The organism is Streptomyces europaeiscabiei, from assembly GCF_036346855.1.
Lineage (GTDB): Bacteria > Actinomycetota > Actinomycetes > Streptomycetales > Streptomycetaceae > Streptomyces > Streptomyces europaeiscabiei.
Map to the genome: position 1 here is coordinate 3439501 of NZ_CP107841.1, position 21909 is coordinate 3461409.

Sequence of the window (21909 nt, forward strand, 5' to 3'; positions counted from 1 at the left end):
GCGTGATTACTTGAGATTTTTGTCATCGCTGCATACAAAATCAGCCTCGTCCCATCAGCAGGCGACTGGAGAGCGTTCCTGCCATGACCGACGGCCTGTCTGCGTCCGCGACCGCCACGTACACCCGGATCTACGAGGAACAGCACCCACGCCTCGTCGCGTACGCGCGTTCCCTCACCAGGAACTCCTGGACCGCCGAGGACCTCGTCGCCGAGGCGCACTTCCGCGTGTGGCGGCGGCTTTCCGCAGGGCACGAGATCGACAACGTGCCGGCGTACCTGACGACGACGGTGCGGCACCTCGCGGCGGCGGCGGGCACCGCCACGCGGGAGACGCCGCTGGATCCGACGGCACCCGAGCGGGCCGAGGCCGATGTCCGGGTGGCCGATGGCGCCGACCCGGCCGAACAGGTCTCCTCCGTCGATCTGTTGGTGCGGGTGCTGGGCCAGCTGCCCGAGCGGTGGGTACGGGCGCTGTGGCTGGCCGAGGCGGAGGGCCAGCCGCTGGAGGCGGTCGGGCAGCGCATCGGCGCCAAGCAGGGCGCGACGGCGGTACTGCTGCACCGGGCGCGTGAGGGGATGCGTCAGGCCTTCCTGCGCGAGCAGCCCGGGTCGCCGATCGATCCGGCGTGCCAGGTTCGGTGGGGGCGCATGCCGGCGTACGTGCGCGGTACGGCGACCTCACGCCAGTCCCAGCAGTTGCTCAGCCACGTGGACGCGTGCGACGACTGCCGGGCACGGCTCGCGGTCCTGATGCGGACCAACGACCGGCTTCCCGCGCTCGTCGGTCCGGCACTCCTGGTGTTCGTCGTCGGCGGTGGCGGGGGCAAGTTGCTGCTCTCCCTCACAGCGGGCTCCGCCGGTACGGCCGCCGTGCTCGGTGGGGCGGGTGGGCATGGGGGTGGCCAACTGCTGCACGCGGTGCGGCAGGCCGCGACGGGTGGGGCGGGCGGGGCGAAGGTTCCCGCGGTCACCGCTGTCGGGGCGGCCGCCGCGGCTGCCGCCGTCGTGGCCGGCATCATCCTCGCGCCCCTCGACTCGGACGCGGTACCGCCCCGGCGGGTGCCGGTCGCCCAGGCCCCGGTGCCCGATCGGCCCGAGGCCCACTCACCCGAGGTCATCGACCGCCGAAGCGCCGTCACGGACGCCGTCGCCGTGGCCTCGACCGGCGCGGCGGACGCGCCCAGGGCCGACCCCGGCGGCCGCGACACCGTGGAGATTCAGGCGGCGGACGACAGGGGTGCCGGGGAGGAGCCGACCGTCGGGATCCCGGCGGGCGACGACACGACACCGGGGGACGAGACCGCGCCGGACACGGATCCGGATGCGCCGACAGGCGGCGGGGAGGCGAACAAGCCGGAGGTGACTGCGCCAGAACCGCCGGCCGAGGGAGGCCCGGAGTTGCCGGGCACCCCGGAGATACCGGACGAGGGAAGCCCGGAGGTGCCGAGCACCCCGGAGATCCCGTGGACGCCCGAGGCCCCGCAGGCACCGGAGCCCCCGGGCACCCCCGGGGGCGATACGCCCGTGAGTGATACACCGGCGGACGAGACTCCTGAACCGGTGACGCCGGGCGGGGGTTCGCCCGGGGCGGAGGAACCGGGGGCCGAAGAGCCGGGCGTGAATGCGCCGGAGGTCGAGGAGCCGGCGGCTCAAGAGCCGGGCACAGAAGAGCCCGGCACGGGACAGCCCGGGGCACAAGAGCCGGGAGTCGAAGAGCCCGGCACGGAAGAGCCCGGCATCGATTACCCCGAGGTCGATGGGCCGGGGGCCGAGGCGCCGGGGACCGAGGCGCCGGGGACCGAGGCCCCACCTGCCGAGAACCCCGCACCGGAGATCCCTGCCCCCGCCGAGCCCGCCCCGGCAGAGGAAGCGCCCGTAGAACAAGCGCCCGTAGAGGAGACCCCCGCTCCGCCGGAGCCGGTCGATCCTGCGCCGGAGACTCCCGCTCCGGTCGATCCGGCGCCGGAGACTCCCGCTCCCGTGGAGCCTGCGCCGGAGGCCCCGGCGCCCGGGGGCGGCTGCTGAGACCGGGACGGTGGCGAGGACGGTGACCGTGTCGCCTTCTCGCCCCACCGCGTTCGGCGAAGACCTGGCGGAGGTGTTCCGCGGCGCGCGGACCGCCCGCCATGCCGCGGGGACGAGGGACGAGGGCGACACGCAACACCGCCCCGGGCTTCACCGCCGCCGGAGCCACCGCCCGGACCGCGCCACACGCCCCCGGTCACCCGTTCACACCCTCGCCCGTCCCCTATTGCGTTCTCTTCTCCACCGCGCCCACCCCACCCCGGTGACCTGCCCAAACACCGACCCTCGCGCCCTCCGCCCCCGCCCTCCTGACACCCGTTCACATCATTTCTGACGCTCCATCAGGAAGCGCTTCGGCCGGTGTGCCACTTACCTCGGAAGGGACCGGAGGACTCTCGGAGGAGCCAGCGATGCGACGTACTGCCCGGCCGCTGACCGCAACCGCGCTCGCCGTCGCCGTCGCGGCCCTCGCCGCCGCACCCGCGTACGGCGGTGAGGGCACCGGCCGACTCGAACTGTCCCCCGCCGGTGTCGTCCCCGGCGACGAGGTCACCGTCCGTACGGCGGCCTGTGGTGCGGACGGTACGGCGACGGGGGACGCCGGCGCCGTCGGCGCCGGCTCCTTCCCGCTGGCTCCAGGCTCCGGGCAGCCGCAGCTCGACGGGCGGTTCGAGGTACCACCGAGCGCGCAGCCGGGGACGTACGAGATCGTCGCGACCTGCGTCGACGGTGGTCACCGGGTCACCGGCGACCTCGTGGTCTCGCTCACCGGCACACGCACCGCGCAGCCGACGTATCCGAGGGGAAGTGTGAAGACGGGGGTCGGTGGCGCACTCGGTCCCGACCCCGTGCAGACCGCGGCAGGCGTGGCGGCTCTGGCCGTCGCCGCCGCGGGCGGTACCTGGCTCCTGCATCGCCGGGCGAGAGGCGACGGGATCTGACGGACACCCTCCGCCGTCCGTCCGCCGGTACCGCCGTCCCCCCTCCCCTCCGGGCCCGACGCCCCTCGGCCCGGAGGGGAGGAACACGGGGAAGGGAAGACCCCCAGCGGGTCACATACGACGAAGGGCCGAAGAGGCAGGGACCAAGGGCCGCAGGGCGCCGAACCGACACCATCGGCGGACGCCCCGAACACCTTGAACACCCCGTACGCCCTGCACGGCCCGAAAGGAGGTCCCCGTGCGTCGGCTCGCCAATTCCGTCATAGCCGGGGTCACCGTGGTCGCCCTCTGTTCCGGCGCGTGGTTGCTGCGCAGCGGCACCGCGTCACACGCGCCTCCGCAGCCGTCGGCCGCGCAGGCCCACATCCGTTCGAGTACGTCGAGCGCGTCGGGTGCGGGAAACACCTCGGGCGCGTCGAGCCGTACCGGGTCGTCGGGCGCCTCCGGGGTCGACGAGCCGGTGGCCGTCCCGCTGCCGCCCTCCCCGCCCGACCGCATCCGCATCCCCTCCATCGGCGTGGACGCGCCGCTCATGGAGCTCGGCCTCACGCCCGTCGGCAGTCTCAACGTCCCGCCCGCCGAGAAGGAGAACCTCGCGGGCTGGTACGAGGCCGGCACCACCCCGGGTGCACGGGGAACCTCGATCGTCGCCGGCCACGTGGACAACGCCGACGGTCCCGCCGTCTTCTTCGGCCTCGGCGCGCTGAAGCGGGGCGCCACCGTCGAGGTGGACCGGCGGGACGGCGGGATCGCGGTGTTCACGGTGGATGCGGTGGAGGTGTACGACGCGCGGAACTTCCCCGACCAGAAGGTGTACGGGGCGTCGACGCGGGCGGAGTTGCGGGTCATCACCTGTGGCGGCGGGTATTCGAGGGCGACCGGCTACCAGGGCAACGTGGTCGTCTTCGCCCACCTCACGGGCAGCCGCGCCGGCTGACCACCGACCGGATCACCGGCCTGATCACCGGCGACCCTGCGCGCCTGCGACCGTCCCGGCATCGCTCACGCCGTCGCTCACGCCATCCACTGTTCGTACCCCATCTTCGAAACCAGCGTGAACACCACCGTCAGCAGGACGACCCGGACGAAGCCGCTGCCCTTCTTGAGGGCGGTCCGGGCGCCGACGGTGCCGCCGACGAGGTTGAAGACCGCCATCAGGGCCGCCAGCTGCCAGTAGACCGTGCCCTTCCAGGCGAACGTGGCGAGGGCGCCGGCGTTGGTGCAGCAGTTGACGATCTTGGCGGTGGCGGAGGCGGTGACCAGGTCGAGGTGGAGGACCGCGGTCAGGGCGAGGACCAGGAACGTGCCGGTGCCGGGGCCGATGAGGCCGTCGTAGAAGCCGATGCCGACACCTGCGAGGCCGATCGCGGCGAGGACGCGGCGCGCGGAGACCGGGCCCGTGGCGGGGGCCGTCGTGCCGAAGGAGGGGCGCAGGATCACGAAGGCGCCCACGGCGAGGAGGACGACCATGACCACCGGCTTCAGGATCTCGGTGCTCATCCCCGCGGCCACGAAGGCACCGGCCGTCGAGCCCGCCAGCGCCGCCAGACCGATCCGTACGGCGATCTTCACGTCGACGGGGGTGCGGCGGGCGTACGTCACCGCCGCGCCCGTCGTGCCGACGATGGCGACGGCCTTGTTGGTGCCGAGCGCGTACTGCGCGGCCGAGGCGCCGTTCGGCAGGCCCAGGAGGAGGGTGGGGAGGAGCAGGAGCCCGCCGCCACCCACCACGGCGTCGATCCAGCCGGCCGCGAGGGCGGCGAGGCAGAGGAGTACGACCATGGTCAGCGATATGTCGGGCATGATCGCGACCCTATGCGGTGGGATAGGTGTGCCGTCCATCGACCTGAGGATGTTCTGAGGTTCGGCACCGAGGGCTCCACCGGACGACACCCCGCCTCGTCAGCGCCCCGTCATCCCTTCCCCGCCGGACGACCCTCGTCCCCGGCGGACGCCCCTTTCCCCGCCTGTCGACCCCCGTCCCCGCCGGACGACCACTTCCCCACCGATCGTTCACCGTCCCCGCCGGACGACCACTTCCCCACCGATCGTTCACCGTCCCCGCCGGACGACCGCTTCCCCACCGATCCGCCACGGAAAGTGTTTCGGCGCCGCCCCGTCCCGCGGCCCCTGACGTGACCTACGGCACCGCCGCCCGGCGCGGTCGCCTCGCCGGGCGCTCCGCCCCGCTCTCCCGTATACGCCCGCACGACCCTCGTATCGCCAGGTCAACAGCGTGATCCCGGGCGTCCTCACACCCCACCCAGGCCTTCCGGAAACCCCTCACACCGCGCTCGGGGCCGCGGGGAGGGCAGCGTTCCTCGTGGGAAACAGACGCGATGCGGTCGGGTAACACCGGCACCGCACGCTCAAGGACATGACCTCGAATGAGCGTGTGGTGGTGATCGGCTCCGGCCTCGCGGGTGCACGTCTCGCCCGGCGGCTCGGAGAGCTCGGCATGCCCGCCACCCTGGTCGGCGAGGAGGAGCACACACCCTACAACCGGGTGCTGCTCGCCGAAGTCCTGGCCGGGCGGTACGCGCCCGAGGTCATCGCGTTGCCCGCCCCCGCCGAGCTGACGCACGGCCGGGTGGTCCGTATCGACCGCGAGATGCGAGCCGTACATCTCGCGGACGGTACGGAGATCGCGTACGGCAAACTGGTCCTCGCGACCGGCTCGAACCCGGTGCTGCCGCCGCTGCGCGGCCTCTGGGACCCGGAGCGGCACGAGTTCCCCGACGGGGTGCACGCCTTCCGGACCATGGACGACTGCCTGCGCCTGTCCAAGGCCGTACGGCCGGGCGTGCGGGCCGTCGTCATCGGCGGCGGGCTCCTCGGGGTCTCCGCCTCCCGCGCGCTCGCCCTGCGCGGCGCACAGGTCGTTCTCGCCCAGCAGGGCGAACGGCTGATGGAGCGTCAACTCGACCCGTCCGCCTCGAAGTTGGTCCGTCGGCACCTCGCCGACCTCGGCGTCGAGGTGCACACCGAGACACGCGTACGCGCCGTCCGCAGCCTCGGCGGGACCGTACGGTCCGTGTCGATGGCCGACGGTTACGCGCTCGACGCGGACCTGGTCGTCATCGCCTGCGGGGTCCACCCCCGCGTGGGTCTCGCCCAGGAGGCGGGACTCGCCGTGCACAAGGGCGTCATCGTCGACGAGGAGCTGCGCAGCTCCGACCCGCACATCCACGCGATCGGCGACTGCGCCCAGTTCGAGGGCACGGTGTACGGGCTCGCCACCCCGGCACTCGAACAGGCCGACGTGCTGGCCGAGTTGCTGGCGGGGAACACCGCCTCCCGTTACACCGGAACCCGCGCCCTGACCCGACTGACGCTCGCCGGAGCGGACTTCCTCGATCTCGCGGCGTTCGGCGAGCCCGAGCCGCTGCCCGGTGACGACGTCATCCAGCTCACCGACGCCACCCGCGGCACCTACCGCAAGGTCGTCGTCCGCGACGACCGCCTGGTCGGCGGGGTGCTCGTCGGCGAACTCGGCACCGTGGGCGCGCTCGCCCGCGCCTGGGAGGGAGCGGAGCCGCTCCCCACGAACGGCGCTCCCCTGCTCCACCTGCTCACCAACGATGGAGGCTCCTGAATGTCCGCCACCCTGGGGCCCACCCCCACGATCGTGCTCGTCGGCCACGGCATGGTCGGCCAGCGCTTCCTCGAGGCGCTCGCCGAGCGCGGCCTGACCGCCACGCACCGCGTGGTCGTGCTGTGTGAGGAGCCGCGCCCGGCGTACGACCGGGTGGCGCTCACCTCGTACTTCGCGGGCAAGACGCCCGAGGACCTGTCGATGACCGACATGGAGTTCATCGAGACGCACGGCATCGAGCTGCTCGTCGGCGACCCGGCCGAGACGATCGACCGCGAGGCCAAGAAGGTCACGGCCCGCTCCGGGCAGGTCTTCGAGTACGACACCCTCGTCCTCGCCACCGGCTCGTTCCCCTTCGTTCCGCCGGTCCCGAACAAGGACGCCAAGGGCTGCTTCGTCTACCGCACGATCGAGGACCTGCTCGCGATCGAGGAGTACGCGAAGACGGCCGAGACCGGTGCCGTGGTCGGCGGTGGTCTGCTCGGCCTTGAGGCGGCCGGTGCGCTGAAGGGCCTCGGACTCACCTCGCACATCGTGGAGTTCGCGCCCCGGCTGATGCCGGTGCAGGTGGACGACGGCGGTGGCGCCGCCCTCCTGCGCACGATCCAGGACATGGGCCTGTCGGTCCACACCGGTGTGGGCACGCAGGAGATCGTCGTCGGCGAGGACGGCGCGGTCACCGGCATGAAGCTCTCCGACGGCTCCGAACTCAGCACCGACCTGGTGGTGTTCTCCGCCGGTGTCCGCCCCCGCGACCAGCTCGCCCGCGACTGCGGTCTGACGGTCGGCGAGCGCGGCGGCATCAGCGTCGACGAGCAGTGCCGGACCGTCAACGACCCGCACGTGTTCGCGATCGGCGAGTGCGCGCTGGCCTCGGACGGCCGCGTGTACGGGCTGGTGGCCCCCGGCTACGAGCAGGCCGAGACGGCCGCCGCGACGATCGCCGCCGACGAGGCCTCGTTCACCGGCGCCGACCTGTCCACCAAGCTGAAGCTTCTCGGCGTCGACGTGGCCTCCTTCGGTGACGCGCACGGCGCGACCGCCGACTGCCTGGACGTCGTGTACTCCGACTCCCGCTCGGGCGTCTACAAGAAGCTGGTCATCGGCCGCGACGGCGAGCTGCTCGGCGGCATCCTGGTCGGCGACGCGGAGGCGTACGGCACGCTGAAGGCCTTCACCGGGTCCGTCCCGCCGGTCTCGCCCGAGTCGCTGGTGCTGCCCGCCGGCGCCGGGGAGTCGGTCCAGCTCGGCCCGACCGCGCTGCCCGACGACGCGATCATCTGCTCCTGCAACAACGTCCGCAAGGGCACGATCCGCGGTGCGGTGACCGAGCACAACTGCACCACCGTGCCCGAGGTGAAGAAGTGCACCAAGGCCGGTACGACCTGCGGCAGCTGCGTCAAGGTTCTCGGCCAGCTGGTCACGGCCGAACTGGAAGCCGGCGGTGTCGTCGTCGACAAGGGCCTGTGCGGCTGCTTCTCGCAGACCCGCGAGGAGCTGTACGAAATCGTCCTCGCGCTGCGGATCAACACCTACCAGCAGCTGCTGGACCGGTACGGGCGGGACGAGGCCAAGGGCGGCGACGGCTGCGAGGTCTGCAAGCCCGCGGTCGGCTCGATCATCGCCTCCCTCGCCCCGACCATCGGCGTGAGCGGCTACGTCCTGGAGGGCGAGCAGGCGGCCCTGCAGGACAGCAACGACCACTTCCTGGCCAACCTCCAGAAGAACGGCTCGTACTCCGTCGTCCCGCGCATCCCCGGCGGTGAGATCACCCCCGAGGGTCTGATCGTGATCGGCGAGATCGCCCGCGACTTCGGTCTCTACACGAAGATCACGGGTGGTCAGCGGATCGACATGTTCGGCGCACGCGTCGAGCAACTGCCCATCATCTGGGCCCGGTTGGTGGACGCCGGCTTCGAGTCCGGGCACGCCTACGGCAAGTCGCTGCGGACCGTGAAGTCCTGTGTCGGGCAGACCTGGTGCCGCTACGGCGTCCAGGACTCGGTCCGCATGGCGATCGACCTGGAGCTGCGCTACCGGGGGCTCAGGTCGCCCCACAAGCTCAAGTCGGCGGTCTCCGGATGCGCCCGCGAGTGCGCCGAGGCCCAGTCGAAGGACTTCGGCATCATCGCCACCTCCAACGGCTGGAACCTCTACGTCGGCGGAAACGGCGGCGCCACCCCTCGCCACGCGGACCTCCTGGCCCAGGACCTCGACGACGCCGAACTGATCAAGCTGATCGACCGGTTCCTGATGTTCTACATCCGCACCGCGGACCGCCTGGAGCGCACCTCGACGTGGCTGGAGCGGATCCCAGGCGGTCTGGACCACGTCCGGGACGTGGTCGTGGAGGACTCCCTCGGCATCTGCGAGGAGCTGGAGTCCCTGATGACGGACCACGTCTCGCACTACGCCGACGAGTGGGCCTCCACCATCAACGACCCCGAGAAGCTCGCCCGGTTCGTGTCCTTCGTCAATGCCCCGGACACCCCGGACCCGGTCGTCGGCTTCGTCCCCGAACGCGACCAGATCAAGCCCGACCTGCCGCTGCTGTCCATCGGCCTGCGGCCCGCCGATGTCCTGGAAGGAAGCGCCCAGCGATGACCCTCGCTCCCGAGAAGACCGATGTGAAGGTCCAGCTGCGGCTGGCGGACGGCTGGTTCACGGTCTGCGACCTGACCCTGCTGATCCCGGGCCGCGGCGTGGCCGCCCTGCTCCCCGACGGCAACCAGGCCGCGCTCTTCCTCGACCGCGCGGGCAGGCTGTACGCCGTCGACAACCGCGACCCCTTCGGCGGCGCCGCCGTCCTCTCCCGCGGCCTCACCGGCTCCCACCAGGGCCGCCCGTTCGTGGCCTCCCCGCTCCTGAAGCAGCGCTTCGACCTGGCGAGCGGGGAGTGCCTGGACGACGAGACGGTACGGATCACGGCGTACGAGGTGCGCGCCGCGTAGCGTTCGCCCCGGGCCCTCACCCCTGCTGTGGCGCGCGAGCCGTACGAGGCTACGGTTCGCGCGTCACGACTTCGGCTCGTGTCTCACGACTTCGGCTCGTGTCTCACGACTTCGGCTCGTGTCTCACGACTTCGGCTCGCGTCTCACGCTTTCAGCTCGTCGCGTCTCACGCCTTCGGCTCGTCGTGTCTCACGCCTTCGGCTCGTCGTGTCTCACGCCTTCCGCTCGCGTCTCACGCTTTCAGCTCGTCGTACGTGACCCCTGTCAGCTCCTCGGAAGCCGTCCAGAGGCGTTCGCCGGCCCGGTCGTTGCGGGCCCAGGGCGCCCGCTTGGCCGGGCCCGGCGCGCCGCGCCACATCAGGAAGGACGGGCCGATGAAGGAGTCGGGGCGTACGTCGGGCGCGGTCGCCGCGTACAGGGTGGGCAGGGCGCCCGCTTCGGCGGACTGGGCGAGGATGCTGTTGCCTACGCGCATGAAGCGCTCAACGCCCTTGCGGCCCTCGGCGGTGGCTCCGGCCGTCTGGAGATTGGTCGCCGCGTAGCCGGGGTGGGCGGCCGCCGCGACGACCTCCGAGCCGTTGGCGGCCAGCCGCCGGGCCAGTTCATGGGTGAAGAGCAGGTTGGCGGTCTTGGAGCGGCCGTAGGCGACCCAACGTCCGTACCGGCGCTCACTGTTGAGGTCGTCGATGTCGATGTTCGCCCTCAGGTGCATGGTGCTGGAGACGGTCACGACCCGGGCGCCCGGTGTGGCCAGGAGCATGGGCAGCAGCAGACCGGTCAGAGCGAAGTGACCGAGGTGGTTGGTCCCGAACTGCGTCTCGAAGCCGTCGGCCGTGCGACTCTGGGCCACGGCCATCACGCCCGCGTTGTTGACGAGCAGATCCAGCCGGTCGCTCGCGCGCCCGTACGCCTGCGCGAAGTCCCGTACGGAACCAAGGTCTCCGAGGTCGAGCCGCATCAACTCGACCCTGGCGTCCGGGACTTCGGAACTCATCCGCTCCAATGCGGCGGCGCCCCGCTCCGGGCTGCGGCAGGCGAGGACGACGTGGGCGCCGCGGCGGGCCAGTTCCCGGGCGGCGGCATATCCGATGCCGCTGTTGGCGCCGGTGACGACGGCGGCGCGGCCGCGCTGATCGGGGATGTCGCCCGCGTTCCAGCCTGCCATGACGCCGCCTTCCCGATGCGTTCCTCAGCCGTTGTCAGCGTAGTCCCGCCGGGGGTGTTGCGGGAGGTGTGACGGCTGCGGGTCCGGTGGGGGCTGGTCGCGCAGTTCCCCGCGCCCCTGAGAGGCAGGGGCTGCGCCCCTGCTTCTCAGGCCCGCAGGCCCGTCGTCTTCAGGCCCGCAGGCCCGTCGTCGTTCAGGCGCACGGGCCCGTCGTCGTTCAGGCCCGCAGGGACTGCTGGCCTTCAGAGGTGCGGGGCCGTCGTCGTTCAGGCCCGCAGGCCCGTCGTCGTTCAGGCGCACGGGCCCGTCGTAGTTCAGGCCCGCAGGGACTGCTGGCCTTCAGAGGTGCGGGGCCGTCGTCGTTCAGGCCCGCAGGGACTGCTGGCCTTCAGAGGTGCGGGGCCGTCGTCGTTCAGGCCCGCAGGGCCTGCTGGCCTTCAGGGGTGCGGGGAACTGCGCGAGAAGCCCCACCGGACCAGCGCCCGCCCACGAACCCCCGTCCTTTCAATCCGCCCAGTCGCGCCCCCGGCGCAGCAACGGCGGTGGAGAATCCGGCACGCCCGGCATGGGGCGAGTGTCGAGATAGAACCACTCGGCGGTGGGCCCGGGCCCACCCCCGGACACCGACGGCATCTGTCCCATACCCCCCACCGCCGCCGTACCGACCGTCGCGTAGTCCCACACCTCCGCCGGATCCAGCTCCACATCCGGCACCGGCACCGGCACCGGCACCGGCATCGGCATCGGCATCGGCTCAGCCGCCGCAGGCACCCGCGTGCCGGTGTCGGTGAGGTCCGGCATCAGCAGTTCCACCCGCAGCCCCGCTCCCCGCTGCTGCGCCACGAACTCCTCGACCTGGCTGCGGCACGCATGGTCGAGGTGGGTCACCCCGAGCAGATCGAGGCGGATGCGCGGCTTGCCGGAGGCGGCCGCGCTCTCCAGCGCGTCGATCAGCTTCGGCAGCCGCAGGAACGTCGCGTTGCCCGCCATGACGACCTTCGCCGTGTCGTCCTCGATGTGCTGCCGCACGACGGTCTGCGACATGCGCAGCGCGGCCAGCACGACACCCGCGGCCAGCCCGAACAGCACCCCTTCGAGCAGCGCGGTCGCCGTGATGACCAGCGTCGTCAGCGTCATCACCGCGAACTCGCCCCGGTCCTGCCGCCACATCTTCGGGAACTCGTCCGGCGCGAACAGCTTCCACCCGCTGTGCACGAGGACACCCGCGAGCACCGAGATCGGGATCAGTGCCAGTACCTGCGGCAGCAGCAGCGCGAAGGCCAGCAGCCAGAGGCCGTGCAGCGTGCGGGACAGGCGGGTCTTGGCTCCGGCCTGGACGTTCGCCGAGCTGCGCGCGACGACCGCCGTGATGGGCAGCGCGCCGAGGATTCCGGCGATCGTGTTGCCCGCGCCCTGGGCGATGAGTTCGGTGTTGTAGCGGGTGCGCGGGCCGTTGTGCATCCGGTCCACGGCGGCGGCGGTGAACAGGCTCTCCGCCGAAGCGATCACCGTGAACGTGAGGATCGCCGTGATGATCCCGGCACTGGCCAGCCCGGACAGCTGCTCCGGCCCGGGTACGTCCACGGACGCCAGCAGATTGCCGACCTGGAGCGTCTTCACCTCGACGCCCGGCAACGATGCGACGGCGATCCCGATCCCGACGGCCACGAGCGCGGCCGGAACCTTCTTGACCGGCCCCGGCGCCTTCTTCCACAGGAAGCTCAGCACGATCGTGACGCCCCCGAGCCCGGCGGCGATCAGCGCCTGCGGGTTCGTCACGGTGTCGGCGATCAGCCCGGGGACACCCGCCATGTTCTCCAAGGGGGTGCCCGGCGCCTTGGAGTCGGACATCGGGTACAGCTGGCTGAACATCAGCGGCAGGCCGATGCCCGCGAGCATGCCCTGGACCACGGCGAGGGAGATCGCCTGGAACATCCGGCCCAGTTTCACCAGGCCCAGCACGATCTGGAGGATGCCGGAGAAGAGGACGATCACGCCGAGCATCGCGACGCCGAACTCCATGACCGTCTCCGCGACGAGCGCGGCGAGACCGGCCGCCGGTCCGCTGACCTGGAGCGTGCTGCCACGCACGGCGCCGACCACCAGACCGCCGATCACCCCGGAGATGATGCCCAGCTCGGCCGGCACCCCGGAGGCCACGGCCACGCCGATACAGAGCGGCAGCGCGACGAGGAAGACGACGAGGGAGGCGGTGATCTCGGTGCCGAAGTCGATACGACCGCGTGGGGCTCCGGCGCGGGTGCCCTTGGGCCCGTTCTGTTCCCGCGAACCGCCGCTGTAGTCAAGCGTGTCGGGAGCGCGGTCGGGCATGTCGGCCGTACCGGTCTGCCTGAACCGCTCGGCCATGCCCGCGATATCGGCCATATCGGCCTGACTGTTCCTGACCGCTCGGCGGGCGCCCCCCGCGTGACGTCGTCCGTGTGCGCCGCTCATGAGTCGTGCACCTGGAAGTCCCCGTCCGCGTCCAGTTCGTGGACCTTGCCCGTGTCGATCTCGTAGTACCAGCCGTGCAACCGGAGCCGTCCGGCGTCGAGCTGCTGCCGGGCGACGGGGTAGTCGCGCAGGACGGCGAGCTGGTTACGGATGTTGAGCTGGACGACCTCGGTCAGGGCAGGGTCCTCGGACGACGAGGTGGCGTCACGAGCGGTGTCCACGCCGCGTTCGCCGAGTACCGGTGCGAGCGCGGGCCGCGCGTGGTCGAGCCAGGCGTCCACCCTGGGCAGGCCGGACAGGTCGGCGCCGTACGTCAGTGCGCCCATCGCGCCGCAGTGGGAATGACCACACACCACGATGTCCTGAACGCCGAGCACCTCCAACGCGTACTCGATGGTGGCGGCCTCACCGGAGGCGGCCCCGTACGCGTCGTGCGGCGGCACGATGTTGCCCGCATTTCGCAGCTCGAATATCTCACCGGGTCGCGCCCCGGTGATCAGGGCGGGAATCACCCGCGAGTCCGAGCAGGTAATGAACAGCGCCTCGGGAAATTGTCCGACGGCGAGTTTCCGGTATTCATCGCTCTCGAAGTCGACCCGTCGCTTGAACGACCGGGCGCGATCCAGCAACGCCTTCATCCTGCCTCCCTGAAGTGGCTCCGACCAGCTCTTTCGACCGTAGAGGGGCGATGACCAGAGGAAGGTTAAGCGAACACTAAAGCGACGCCAGATTTTCCATAGATTTCAGCCAGACACCCCTTCGCCGCAGGTCGGGTGACCGAATACAAGCGATTTCTGAGGGTCATTTCACAATGCTCCGGATTCCCTGCACGTTCGTGTTCGGTCTCTTGTAGCGTGGCGCCCCACAGCACGGGTCTCGTGTTGTCCCGACTTTCTGGAGAGACAGGCGGCCATGGGCGTACGAGTGCTGCTCATCGAGGACGACGAGACGATCGCCGAACCGCTCGCCGACGGGCTGCGGCACTTCGGCCTGACGGTCCACCACGTGGCCACCGGCGCGGACGGGTTGAGAGGTCCGCACGGCGACGTCGTCCTGCTGGACCTCGGCCTGCCCGACATGGACGGCATAGACGTCTGCCGCGGGATCCGCCGGACCTCCGACGTCCCCATCATCATCCTCAGCGCGCGCGGTGAGGAGGCCGACCGCGTACTGGGCCTGGAGCTCGGCGCCGACGACTACCTGGCGAAACCATTCAGCATCCGAGAACTGGTCGCCCGGATACGGGCGGTGTCGCGACGCCATCAGCGACCGGGGGGCGGGGCCGTGCCCGGCGTGGTGGCGGGGGTTGTGGTGGCTGAGGCGGGGGCCGGGGCCGACGTCGAGGGCGGTGCTGGAATCGGGGTCGACGCCGGAAGTGGGGCGTACGCACAACGGCCTCCTTCAGCACAGGAGTTGGCGGTACGGCGGGAGTCGGCCACCGGGGGCGGCCTCGGTGTTCCTGCCGGTGTCGGGGGCCGGTCCCGGATCGGCTTCGGGACCGGGAGCGACTTCACGGCCGCGAGCGATTTCGGGGGCGGCAGCGATCGCGGGGCGGTGGACGACCTCGGCGCGGGGGACGTTCTCGGGGCCGTGGGGTCCGGCCGCGCCGGAGACGGCGGGTCGGGTCGCACCGGCCTCGGGGACGCCGGCGACGGGGCCGGTGTCGGCGACGGGGACGCGGGCCGCCGTAGGGCCGGTTTCGGCGTGGGGGCCGACGGGTCGGAGTACGACTGGTCTGCCACGTACGAGACGCCGCCCCAGGGGGAACCGGCGCACGGGGCATCCCGTCATGGCGCGTCGCCTCATGGCGAGTCGACCCATCGCGCACCGGACTACGAGACATCGGCCCACACGGCGCAGTCGCAGGCAACCCCCGCGCACGGAACACCGATGAGGGGAACGCCCTTCGAAGGCACCTCCGCACACGGAACCCCGACCGCCCCCGGCGACCCGGCGTGGGGAAGCCCGGCGTTCGGCGGCACCCCCGCGCAGGGCACGCCCCCGCACGGCTCGCCGATGTACGGGACCCCAGCGCATGGCAGCCCCGCCTTCGGGAGCCCGGCGTACGGAACCCCAGCGCATGGCAGCCCGGTCTACGAACAACCGCCCGTCTACGAGCCCCCCATGTACGAGCAGGTCCCGCCGCAACCGCGTACCCCCGTCGGCCCGGCCGCCGACGACGACGGCTCGGCTCCGCCGCCGCCCGGCCCGCTGGTCGTGGACCGGCGGACCCGGCAGGTGTGGGTGGGTGAGGTGCCGGTCGCGCTGACTCCGAAGGAGTTCGAACTGCTGGCGCTGCTCACCGAGGACCCCGGCGCGGTCTACTCCCGGCAGCAGATACTCAACCGCGTCTGGGACGACCACTACCATGGCCCGACCAAGACACTGGACGTCCATGTCGCCACCCTGCGCCGCAAGTTGGGCGACCCGGCGTGGATCCAGACCCTGCGCGGTGTCGGCTTCCGACTGGCCGTACGCACCCCCGGGCAGGCGCCGGGCCCGGGCCAGGGCCAGGGCCAGGGCCAGGGCCAGCCCCAGGGTCGCGGGCAAGGGCCGGGGCCAGGCCGGGGCCGCGGTCAGGGATCCGGGAGGCATCGCACACCCGAGGCCAGGGCGTCGTGACCCGGCGCCTGCTGCTGAGCTACCTCAGCCTCGCCGCCCTGGTCCTGCTCGGCCTGGAGATCCCGCTGGGCTTCGTCTACTCCCGGGCCGAACGCGAGCGGATCGTCAACTCGGCCAACGACGAGGCCGAGTCGGTGGCCGCGTATGCCGCGCTGTCCCTCGCCGCCGACCGCCAGGACGAACTCGTCGAACGGGCCAGGCACTGCGCCGAGCGCATCGGCGGCAAGGTCGTCATCGTCGACGCGGACGGGAAACTGCTCGCCTCCTCGCACTCCCTGTCCGACGACGAGGAACAGGCCCTCTCGTCCCAACCCGAGATCTCCGCCGCGCTCCGCGGCCGCGCCACCACGGACGTACGCACGACGACGACCGGCGGCGTCCACTACCTGTCCGTGGCGGCTCCGGTCGGCCACGCGGCGGCGGACACCGGCGCCGACGCGGACACGGACACCGGCTCGATCACAGTCGTCGGCTCGACCACGACCACGACCACAGCCACAGCCACAGCCACAGCCACAAGGACGGTGACAAGGACAGGGGCAGGGACCGGCTCCGACTCGGGCGCGCTGACGCAGGGCGCCGTACGCGTCACCCTCCCGACGACCATGGTGCACGCCCGCGTGTTCGCGGTCTGGCTGCTGCTGGCGCTCGCCGGACTCGCGGTGCTCACCGGGGTGGCAGCGGTGGCGTTCGCGTTCGCGCGCTGGACGGGGCGCCCCATCCGCCAGTTGGAGGAGGCCACGCACCGGCTGGCCGAGGGGGGCGCGGCCACCAGTGTGGTGGTCACCTCGGGCCCGCCGGAGGTACGGAGTCTCGCGGCGGCCTTCAACACGACCGCCGCCCGCCTCGAACACCTGCTGGCCTCCCAGCGGGCCTTCGCCGGCGAGGCCTCGCACCAGCTGAAGACCCCCTTGGCGGCGCTGCGGCTACGGCTGGAGAACCTGGAGCCGGACATCGCCCGGCACGCCCGGCCGAGCCTCGACGCCGCCGTCACCGAGACGGACCGGCTGGCCCGGATGGTCGAGGGGCTGCTGGCGATGGCCCGCCTGGAGGAGGCGGCGGCCATCCCGGCCCAGGTCGACCTGGGCACGGTCTGCGCGGAACGGCACCGTACGTGGGGGCCGTTGTTCGAACGCGAGGGGGTCTCACTGGTCCTCTTCGCCGGGGTGGTCGGGCCGGTGACGGCAGTCCCCGGAGCCGTGGAGCAGATCCTCGACAACCTCCTCTCCAACGCACTGCGCGCCTCCCCCGCCCACAGCACGGTCACCATGGAGCTACGGCTCCTCGTCCCCGCCCGCCGGGCGCTGCGCGACGCCCGGCCCAGCTGGGTCGACCTCCACGTCACCGACGAGGGCCCCGGCATGACGCCCGAACAGCGCGCCCGCGCGTTCGACCGTTTCTGGCGCGCCCCCGGCGCCCCCAAGGGTGGTACCGGTCTCGGTCTCTCGCTCGTCCAGCGCCTCGCGCACGCCAGCGGCGGAGAGGTGGCGCTGCGGGAAGCGGGCACGGGTGGGCTGGACGCGGTGGTCCGCCTTCCGTCGGCCGAGCCGCCGGTTCACCCCCACGGCCACGGCTTCGGAGGGCGCCCGGGGCAACGCCGCCGGGAGGCTCCGCCGCTGCCCGCCTGAGTGGATCGCCCGCCCAAGAGTCGGGGGTGGCGCTTGTACGGCGACGGCGGGTCGTACGTGGCTGATCGCGCGGTTCGCCGCCGCCCCCTTCGGGGCCCTCGACCCGCCCGTCCGTGTGCGTCACTCACACGCCGTCCCTGTGCGTCAACCATGCACCATCCATGCGCGACCCATGTGCCATCCGTGAACGCCGCCGTAGAGTCATGAGTTGTCCATGCTCCGTCAATCACGCTCCCGTAAGTTCCCTCACCGCGCGACCCCGCCGCCGACCGGCAGGCGGGCCGGTCAAGGTACCCCTTGGAGCGACAGTGGAACGTCGTACTCTCCTGCGCGCGGCCGTACTCGGCGGCACATCGACCGCCTTCGGCGGGACCCTGTGGCGCGGTGCCGCGTACGCCGCGCCCGCCCAGCCCGGCGCGGGCCCGTACGGGGCCCTCGGTTCGGCGGACGCCAACGGCATCAGGCTCCCGGTCGGCTTCACCAGCCGGGTGATCGCCCGCTCCGGCCAGACGGTCCCCGGAACGTCGTACGCCTGGCACAACGCCCCCGACGGCGGCGCCTGTTACGCGGACGGCACCGGCTGGATCTACGTCTCCAACTCGGAGATCAATCCGTCCGGCGGGGCGAGCGCGGTGCGGTTCTCGTCGACGGGCGCGGTCACGTCCGCGTACCGCGTCCTGTCCGGCACCCGCCAGAACTGCGCCGGCGGCAGGACCCCGTGGAACACCTGGCTGTCCTGCGAGGAGGTGGACCGGGGGTACGTCTACGAGACCGACCCGTGGGGCACGACGGCGGCGGTCCGCCGGGACGCGATGGGCCGTTTCAAGCACGAGGCGGCGGCCGCCGATCCGGTCCGCCGGGTGGTCTATCTGACGGAGGACGAGACGAACGGCCGCTTCTACCGCTTCGTCCCCACGACCTGGGGCGACCTGTCCTCCGGCACCCTCCAGGTCATGGTCGCCGGCACCGCCGCGTCCGGCTCCTACACCTGGGCGAACGTCCCCGACCCGGACGGCTCCCCCACGACCACCCGCGCCCAGGTCTCGGGCTCGAAGTCCTTCAACGGGGGCGAGGGCTGCTACTACGCCGACGACACGGTCTGGTTCACCACCAAGGGCGACAACCGTGTCTGGCAGCTCAACCTCGCCGCCGGCACCTACGAGTTGGCGTACGACGACTCCCTGGTCACCTCCGGCACGGCTCCCCTCACCGGCGTCGACAACATCACCGGCACCTCCTCCGGCGACCTCTACGTCGCCGAGGACGGCGGCACCATGGAGATCTGCCTCATCACCCCGAACGACACCATCGCCCCCTTCCTCCGCATCGACGGCCAGTCCGCCTCCGAGATCACCGGCCCCGCCTTCTCCCCCGACGGCCGGCGCCTCTACTTCTCCAGCCAACGCGGCACGAGCGGTAGTTCATCGGGCGGAATCACCTACGAGGTGACGGGCCCGTTCCGAACCTGATGGCAGGGACATAAACGATTAGCACATCGAATGCCCCACCTCCGCAAAAAAGAAAATCACAGAACCCGCAGACATCTCAGGAACCGTAGAATCCGCAGACATCGCAGACACCGCAGAAAAGGACTCGAACTCACTGTCGCCCCAGACTTGTTCGATTCTCCTTCTGCTAGGTTCAGCACGTGGTCATGCCCAAAGAATTGGGGCCGGAGAGCCTCGAAGTCGGCGCTCGCTCGCGCAAGGTTCTCCTGGCGGCCTGCGGTACTCGCGGGGACGTACAACCCTTTCTCGCATTGGCCGTGGCGCTGCGTCGGCACGGCCATCACCCGTTATTGGCCGCCCCCTCCTCCTATGCGGCCGACGCCGCCGCCCATGGCGTCGATTTCGCCGCGATCGACGACGGCCCCACCCGCATCCTCGACGAGACGGCGACCCGCAGGATCATCGACAACGGCCTCGTGGGTGTACGCGGCAAAGTCGCGGCCGCACGGACCGTCGCCCGCCTCAAGCACCTGCTCATCGCCCCGTTGCGGGACGTGGCGGCCATCGCCCACGACCACGGTGACGTGGCGGCCGTGGTGCATTCGGCGGCGTTCCCCGTCCAGCATGTGGCCGACATGCTGGACGTACCCGCCTTCGTCGTGGCGCTGCAACCCGGCTGGATCCCCACCGACATGTTCCCCTGCCAGCTGATGCCGCTCCCCCGAGTGCCACGCTTCCTCAACCGGAGCACATACACCCTGGTCACAGCGGCCCAGCGGTCCCGTGAAGTGGAGCGCTGGCGGACGGCCGAACTGGGCCTGGCCCCTCGCCGCCACGGTGCACGGCGGTGGCTGCGGGACCCCGCGGGCCGACGGCGCCCCGTCCTGCAGTCGTTCAGCCGACACATCACACCGACCGACCCGGCGTGGGGTGACGCCGTACGCACCACGGGTTTCTGGTACCTGCCCGCCCGCCCCGACTGGACACCGTCCAGGGAGCTGACCCGCTTCCTGGACGAGGGGCCGCCACCCGTCTACATCGGCTTCGGCAGCATGACCGGCACCCGGGCGCACCGCAACAACGCGCTGGTCACCGAGGCGATCCGCCTCGCCGGTGTTCGGGCCGTGGTCGCGACCGGCTGGGGCGGCATCGCCGCGGCGGCAAGCGCATCCGGCCCCCCGTCGCCGAACATCCTGATGATCGAACAAGCCCCGCACGACTGGCTCTTCCCCCGTACGGCCGCGATCGTCCACCACGGCGGCCCCGGCACCGTCGGCGCCGCCCTCGCCGCAGGCCGCCCTCAGGTCCTCTGCCCCCACATGGGCGACCAGACCCACTGGTCCGCCCGCATGCGTGCCCTGGGTGTGGCCCCCGCTCCCCTCACCCCCCGCACCCTCACCGCACACCGGCTCGCGGAAGCGATCGGTACGGCGGTGACGGACCGAAGCCTGCGACACCGGGCAAGTGAGATCGCGCCCCTCGTCCAGGCCGAGAACGGTGTCGACGCAGCGGTGGATTCGCTCCTGTCCCACCTCGCCTGATCCCCAGAATTCCCCTCGCCTTCCCCCCACAGGTCACGAGCAGAAAGCCCCCGAGTGCTGCAAATCCCTTTCTCCGACGCCACCATCGAGCCCGGAACCGTAATCTCCTGGTCCCTGCGCACGAAGCACTCCTCCCAGGACGGGCAGAATTCCACTTGCACATCAGCCTCGTTCAACCAGGACAAGCACCACTCCTCGTCCGAAGCGACCCGGAGTACGAGCGACGGAATCGCCAGCTCGATCACGGTCACCTTCGAGATCGAGGGCCGACTGGACACCGCCTCCCTGGAATCCGCGCTCCTTCTCCTCGTACGGCGCCACGAAGTGCTCCGCAGTGAGTTCCAGCGCCTGGCAGGTGACCTGAACTGCACGGCACTGGCGCCCGAGTCCATCGTCCTGGAGGCGGAGGAGGTCGGTCACTTCTACACCGGGGACGACCTGCACACCCACCTCGACAAGACGTTCAAGAGCATCGACACACTGTCCTGGCCGCTGTTCCTCATGGGCGCGGTGGTCCGGGAGACGAGCGCGACCGTCTACCTCTGCTTCGACCACATCGTGTGCGACGGCCTGTCCATGCCCGTCGTCGTGAACGAACTCCAGACCGCGTACACCGCTCTCACGGCCAAACGCTCTCCGCAACTCCCCTCCGCGGGCAGCTACTTGACCTTCGGCGACGACCAGCGTCGCCGCCATGCCTCCCTCCGTCCCGACGACGACCGTCTGACGTACTGGAAGGACTTCATCCACGGGAACGGCGGCTTCTTCCCCAGGTTCCCCTTCGACCTGGGCGTGCCGGGAGACCACCTGTACCCCCTCGTGAACCGGGCCCTCCCCCTCCTGGACGCTCACCGGACCGACGCGCTGGCCGCGGGCGCCCGCGCGTCAGGAGGCAGTGTCTTCACGGCAGTACTGGCGGCCGCGGCGACGGCCCAGCACCGTTTCGGGGGCCCGGGGATCTACCGGGGCCTGCTCCCCATCAGTGAGCGGACGGACGAGGGCGCAGGGAAGGCCGGAGGAACCCCGAACCCGTGGCAGCACTCCATCGGCTGGTTCGTGAACACGATGCCGATCGAGTTCCAGGTGGGTGAGGGCGGCACGGACCACGCGACCACGATCGCGCGGGCCCGCACGGCGTACGGCGAGTTGCAGCGGCACGCCGACATCCCCTTCGTACGGGCGTGGGAGTTGCTCGCCCCGGAGACCTTCTCGCTGCACCACTGGCCGTTCCCGGTGAACTTCTTCTCCTACATCGACTTCCGAAGGACCCCCGGAGGCCTCCAGCACCCGCTCTGGAACCCGACGTTGCATGTCTGGGCAGCCCGCGGCAACGGCATCAGCCACTGGTTCCACCGCACCGCCACCGGCCTCCACGTCAACATGCTGCACGTCGACACCCCCCAAGCACATGAGATCAGTGACGCGCTCCACGACGAACTCGTACGGGTCCTGCTGGAGATCGCGGGCGAACGCAGCGCGGAGCCGGTGTCCATCCCACGGCCGTCCCGGGGGGCGACGACCGTGAGGAGCTGACCTG

At 71.4% G+C, this 21909-nt stretch carries 14 protein-coding genes and 2 pseudogenes; 12 read left to right on the forward strand and 4 right to left on the reverse strand.

The window, feature by feature from the left end; genetic code table 11:
- Positions 1-83 precede the first annotated feature (83 nt).
- The 3 genes from OG858_RS14880 to OG858_RS14890 all read left to right on the forward strand — a co-directional run bounded on the left by OG858_RS14880 (position 84) and on the right by OG858_RS14890 (position 3905).
- Positions 84-2027 (forward strand): sigma-70 family RNA polymerase sigma factor, encoded by a 1944-nt coding sequence (locus OG858_RS14880; protein WP_328544799.1) that lies wholly within the window; start codon positions 84-86, stop codon positions 2025-2027.
- 410 nt (positions 2028-2437) lie between these two features.
- The gene (locus tag OG858_RS14885) at positions 2438-2968 is read left to right on the forward strand and encodes a hypothetical protein (RefSeq protein ID WP_319064764.1); all 531 of its coding nucleotides are present in this window, start codon (positions 2438-2440) and stop codon (positions 2966-2968) included.
- A 238-nt stretch (positions 2969-3206) separates the two neighbouring features.
- On the forward strand, positions 3207-3905 hold the full coding sequence (locus OG858_RS14890; protein WP_328544798.1) for a class F sortase: 699 nt from the start codon (positions 3207-3209) through the stop codon (positions 3903-3905).
- A gap of 77 nt (positions 3906-3982) precedes the next feature.
- Here the strand turns inward: OG858_RS14890 and OG858_RS14895 are convergent, their stop codons facing one another.
- Positions 3983-4771, reverse strand: coding sequence for a sulfite exporter TauE/SafE family protein (locus OG858_RS14895; RefSeq protein ID WP_319064766.1), 789 nt, complete (start codon positions 4769-4771; stop codon positions 3983-3985).
- A 574-nt stretch (positions 4772-5345) separates the two neighbouring features.
- Here OG858_RS14895 and OG858_RS14900 point away from each other — a divergent pair.
- From OG858_RS14900 to nirD, 3 genes are read left to right on the forward strand one after another with little or no spacing between them, the layout of a single operon-like run.
- Positions 5346-6563, forward strand: a complete 1218-nt coding sequence (locus OG858_RS14900) for an NAD(P)/FAD-dependent oxidoreductase (protein WP_319064767.1) — start codon at positions 5346-5348, stop codon at positions 6561-6563.
- The gene (nirB, locus tag OG858_RS14905; RefSeq protein ID WP_319064768.1) at positions 6564-9167 is read left to right on the forward strand and encodes a nitrite reductase large subunit NirB; all 2604 of its coding nucleotides are present in this window, start codon (positions 6564-6566) and stop codon (positions 9165-9167) included.
- Positions 9164-9514 carry a nitrite reductase small subunit NirD gene (gene nirD / locus OG858_RS14910; protein ID WP_086750621.1) on the forward strand — a complete coding sequence of 117 codons (351 nt, stop codon included), beginning with the start codon at positions 9164-9166 and terminating at the stop codon, positions 9512-9514. Before nirB ends, nirD begins: the two co-directional genes overlap by 4 nt.
- 232 nt (positions 9515-9746) lie before the next feature.
- Here nirD and OG858_RS14915 read toward each other — a convergent pair whose 3' ends face one another.
- The 3 genes from OG858_RS14915 to OG858_RS14925 form a co-directional block, all read right to left on the reverse strand.
- On the reverse strand, positions 9747-10679 hold the full coding sequence (locus OG858_RS14915; protein ID WP_086750620.1) for an oxidoreductase: 933 nt from the start codon (positions 10677-10679) through the stop codon (positions 9747-9749).
- 504 nt (positions 10680-11183) lie between these two features.
- Positions 11184-13064, reverse strand: coding sequence for a SulP family inorganic anion transporter (locus OG858_RS14920; RefSeq protein ID WP_408059402.1), 1881 nt, complete (start codon positions 13062-13064; stop codon positions 11184-11186).
- Positions 13065-13129: 65 nt separating this feature from the next.
- Positions 13130-13771 (reverse strand): carbonic anhydrase, encoded by a 642-nt coding sequence (locus OG858_RS14925; protein WP_086754124.1) that lies wholly within the window; start codon positions 13769-13771, stop codon positions 13130-13132.
- 274 nt (positions 13772-14045) lie between these two features.
- Here OG858_RS14925 and OG858_RS14930 point away from each other — a divergent pair.
- From OG858_RS14930 to OG858_RS14955, 6 genes and pseudogenes are all read left to right on the forward strand, one after another.
- Positions 14046-14318, forward strand: a pseudogene (locus tag OG858_RS14930) (response regulator); the annotation flags it as partial.
- 978 nt (positions 14319-15296) lie between these two features.
- A pseudogene (locus OG858_RS14935) lies at positions 15297-15755 on the forward strand (winged helix-turn-helix domain-containing protein); the annotation flags it as partial.
- Positions 15752-17383 (forward strand): sensor histidine kinase, encoded by a 1632-nt coding sequence (locus OG858_RS14940; RefSeq protein WP_328544797.1) that lies wholly within the window; start codon positions 15752-15754, stop codon positions 17381-17383. The pseudogene OG858_RS14935 and the gene OG858_RS14940, both read left to right, overlap by 4 nt.
- A gap of 308 nt (positions 17384-17691) precedes the next feature.
- The gene (locus tag OG858_RS14945) at positions 17692-18852 is read left to right on the forward strand and encodes an alkaline phosphatase PhoX (RefSeq protein WP_319064770.1); all 1161 of its coding nucleotides are present in this window, start codon (positions 17692-17694) and stop codon (positions 18850-18852) included.
- Positions 18853-19037: 185 nt separating this feature from the next.
- Complete coding sequence (locus OG858_RS14950; protein ID WP_319064771.1) at positions 19038-20372, forward strand: glycosyltransferase; 1335 nt, start codon at positions 19038-19040, stop codon at positions 20370-20372.
- Between the two features lie 54 nt (positions 20373-20426).
- On the forward strand, positions 20427-21905 hold the full coding sequence (locus tag OG858_RS14955; RefSeq protein WP_327724016.1) for a condensation domain-containing protein: 1479 nt from the start codon (positions 20427-20429) through the stop codon (positions 21903-21905).
- Positions 21906-21909: the final 4 nt, after the last annotated feature.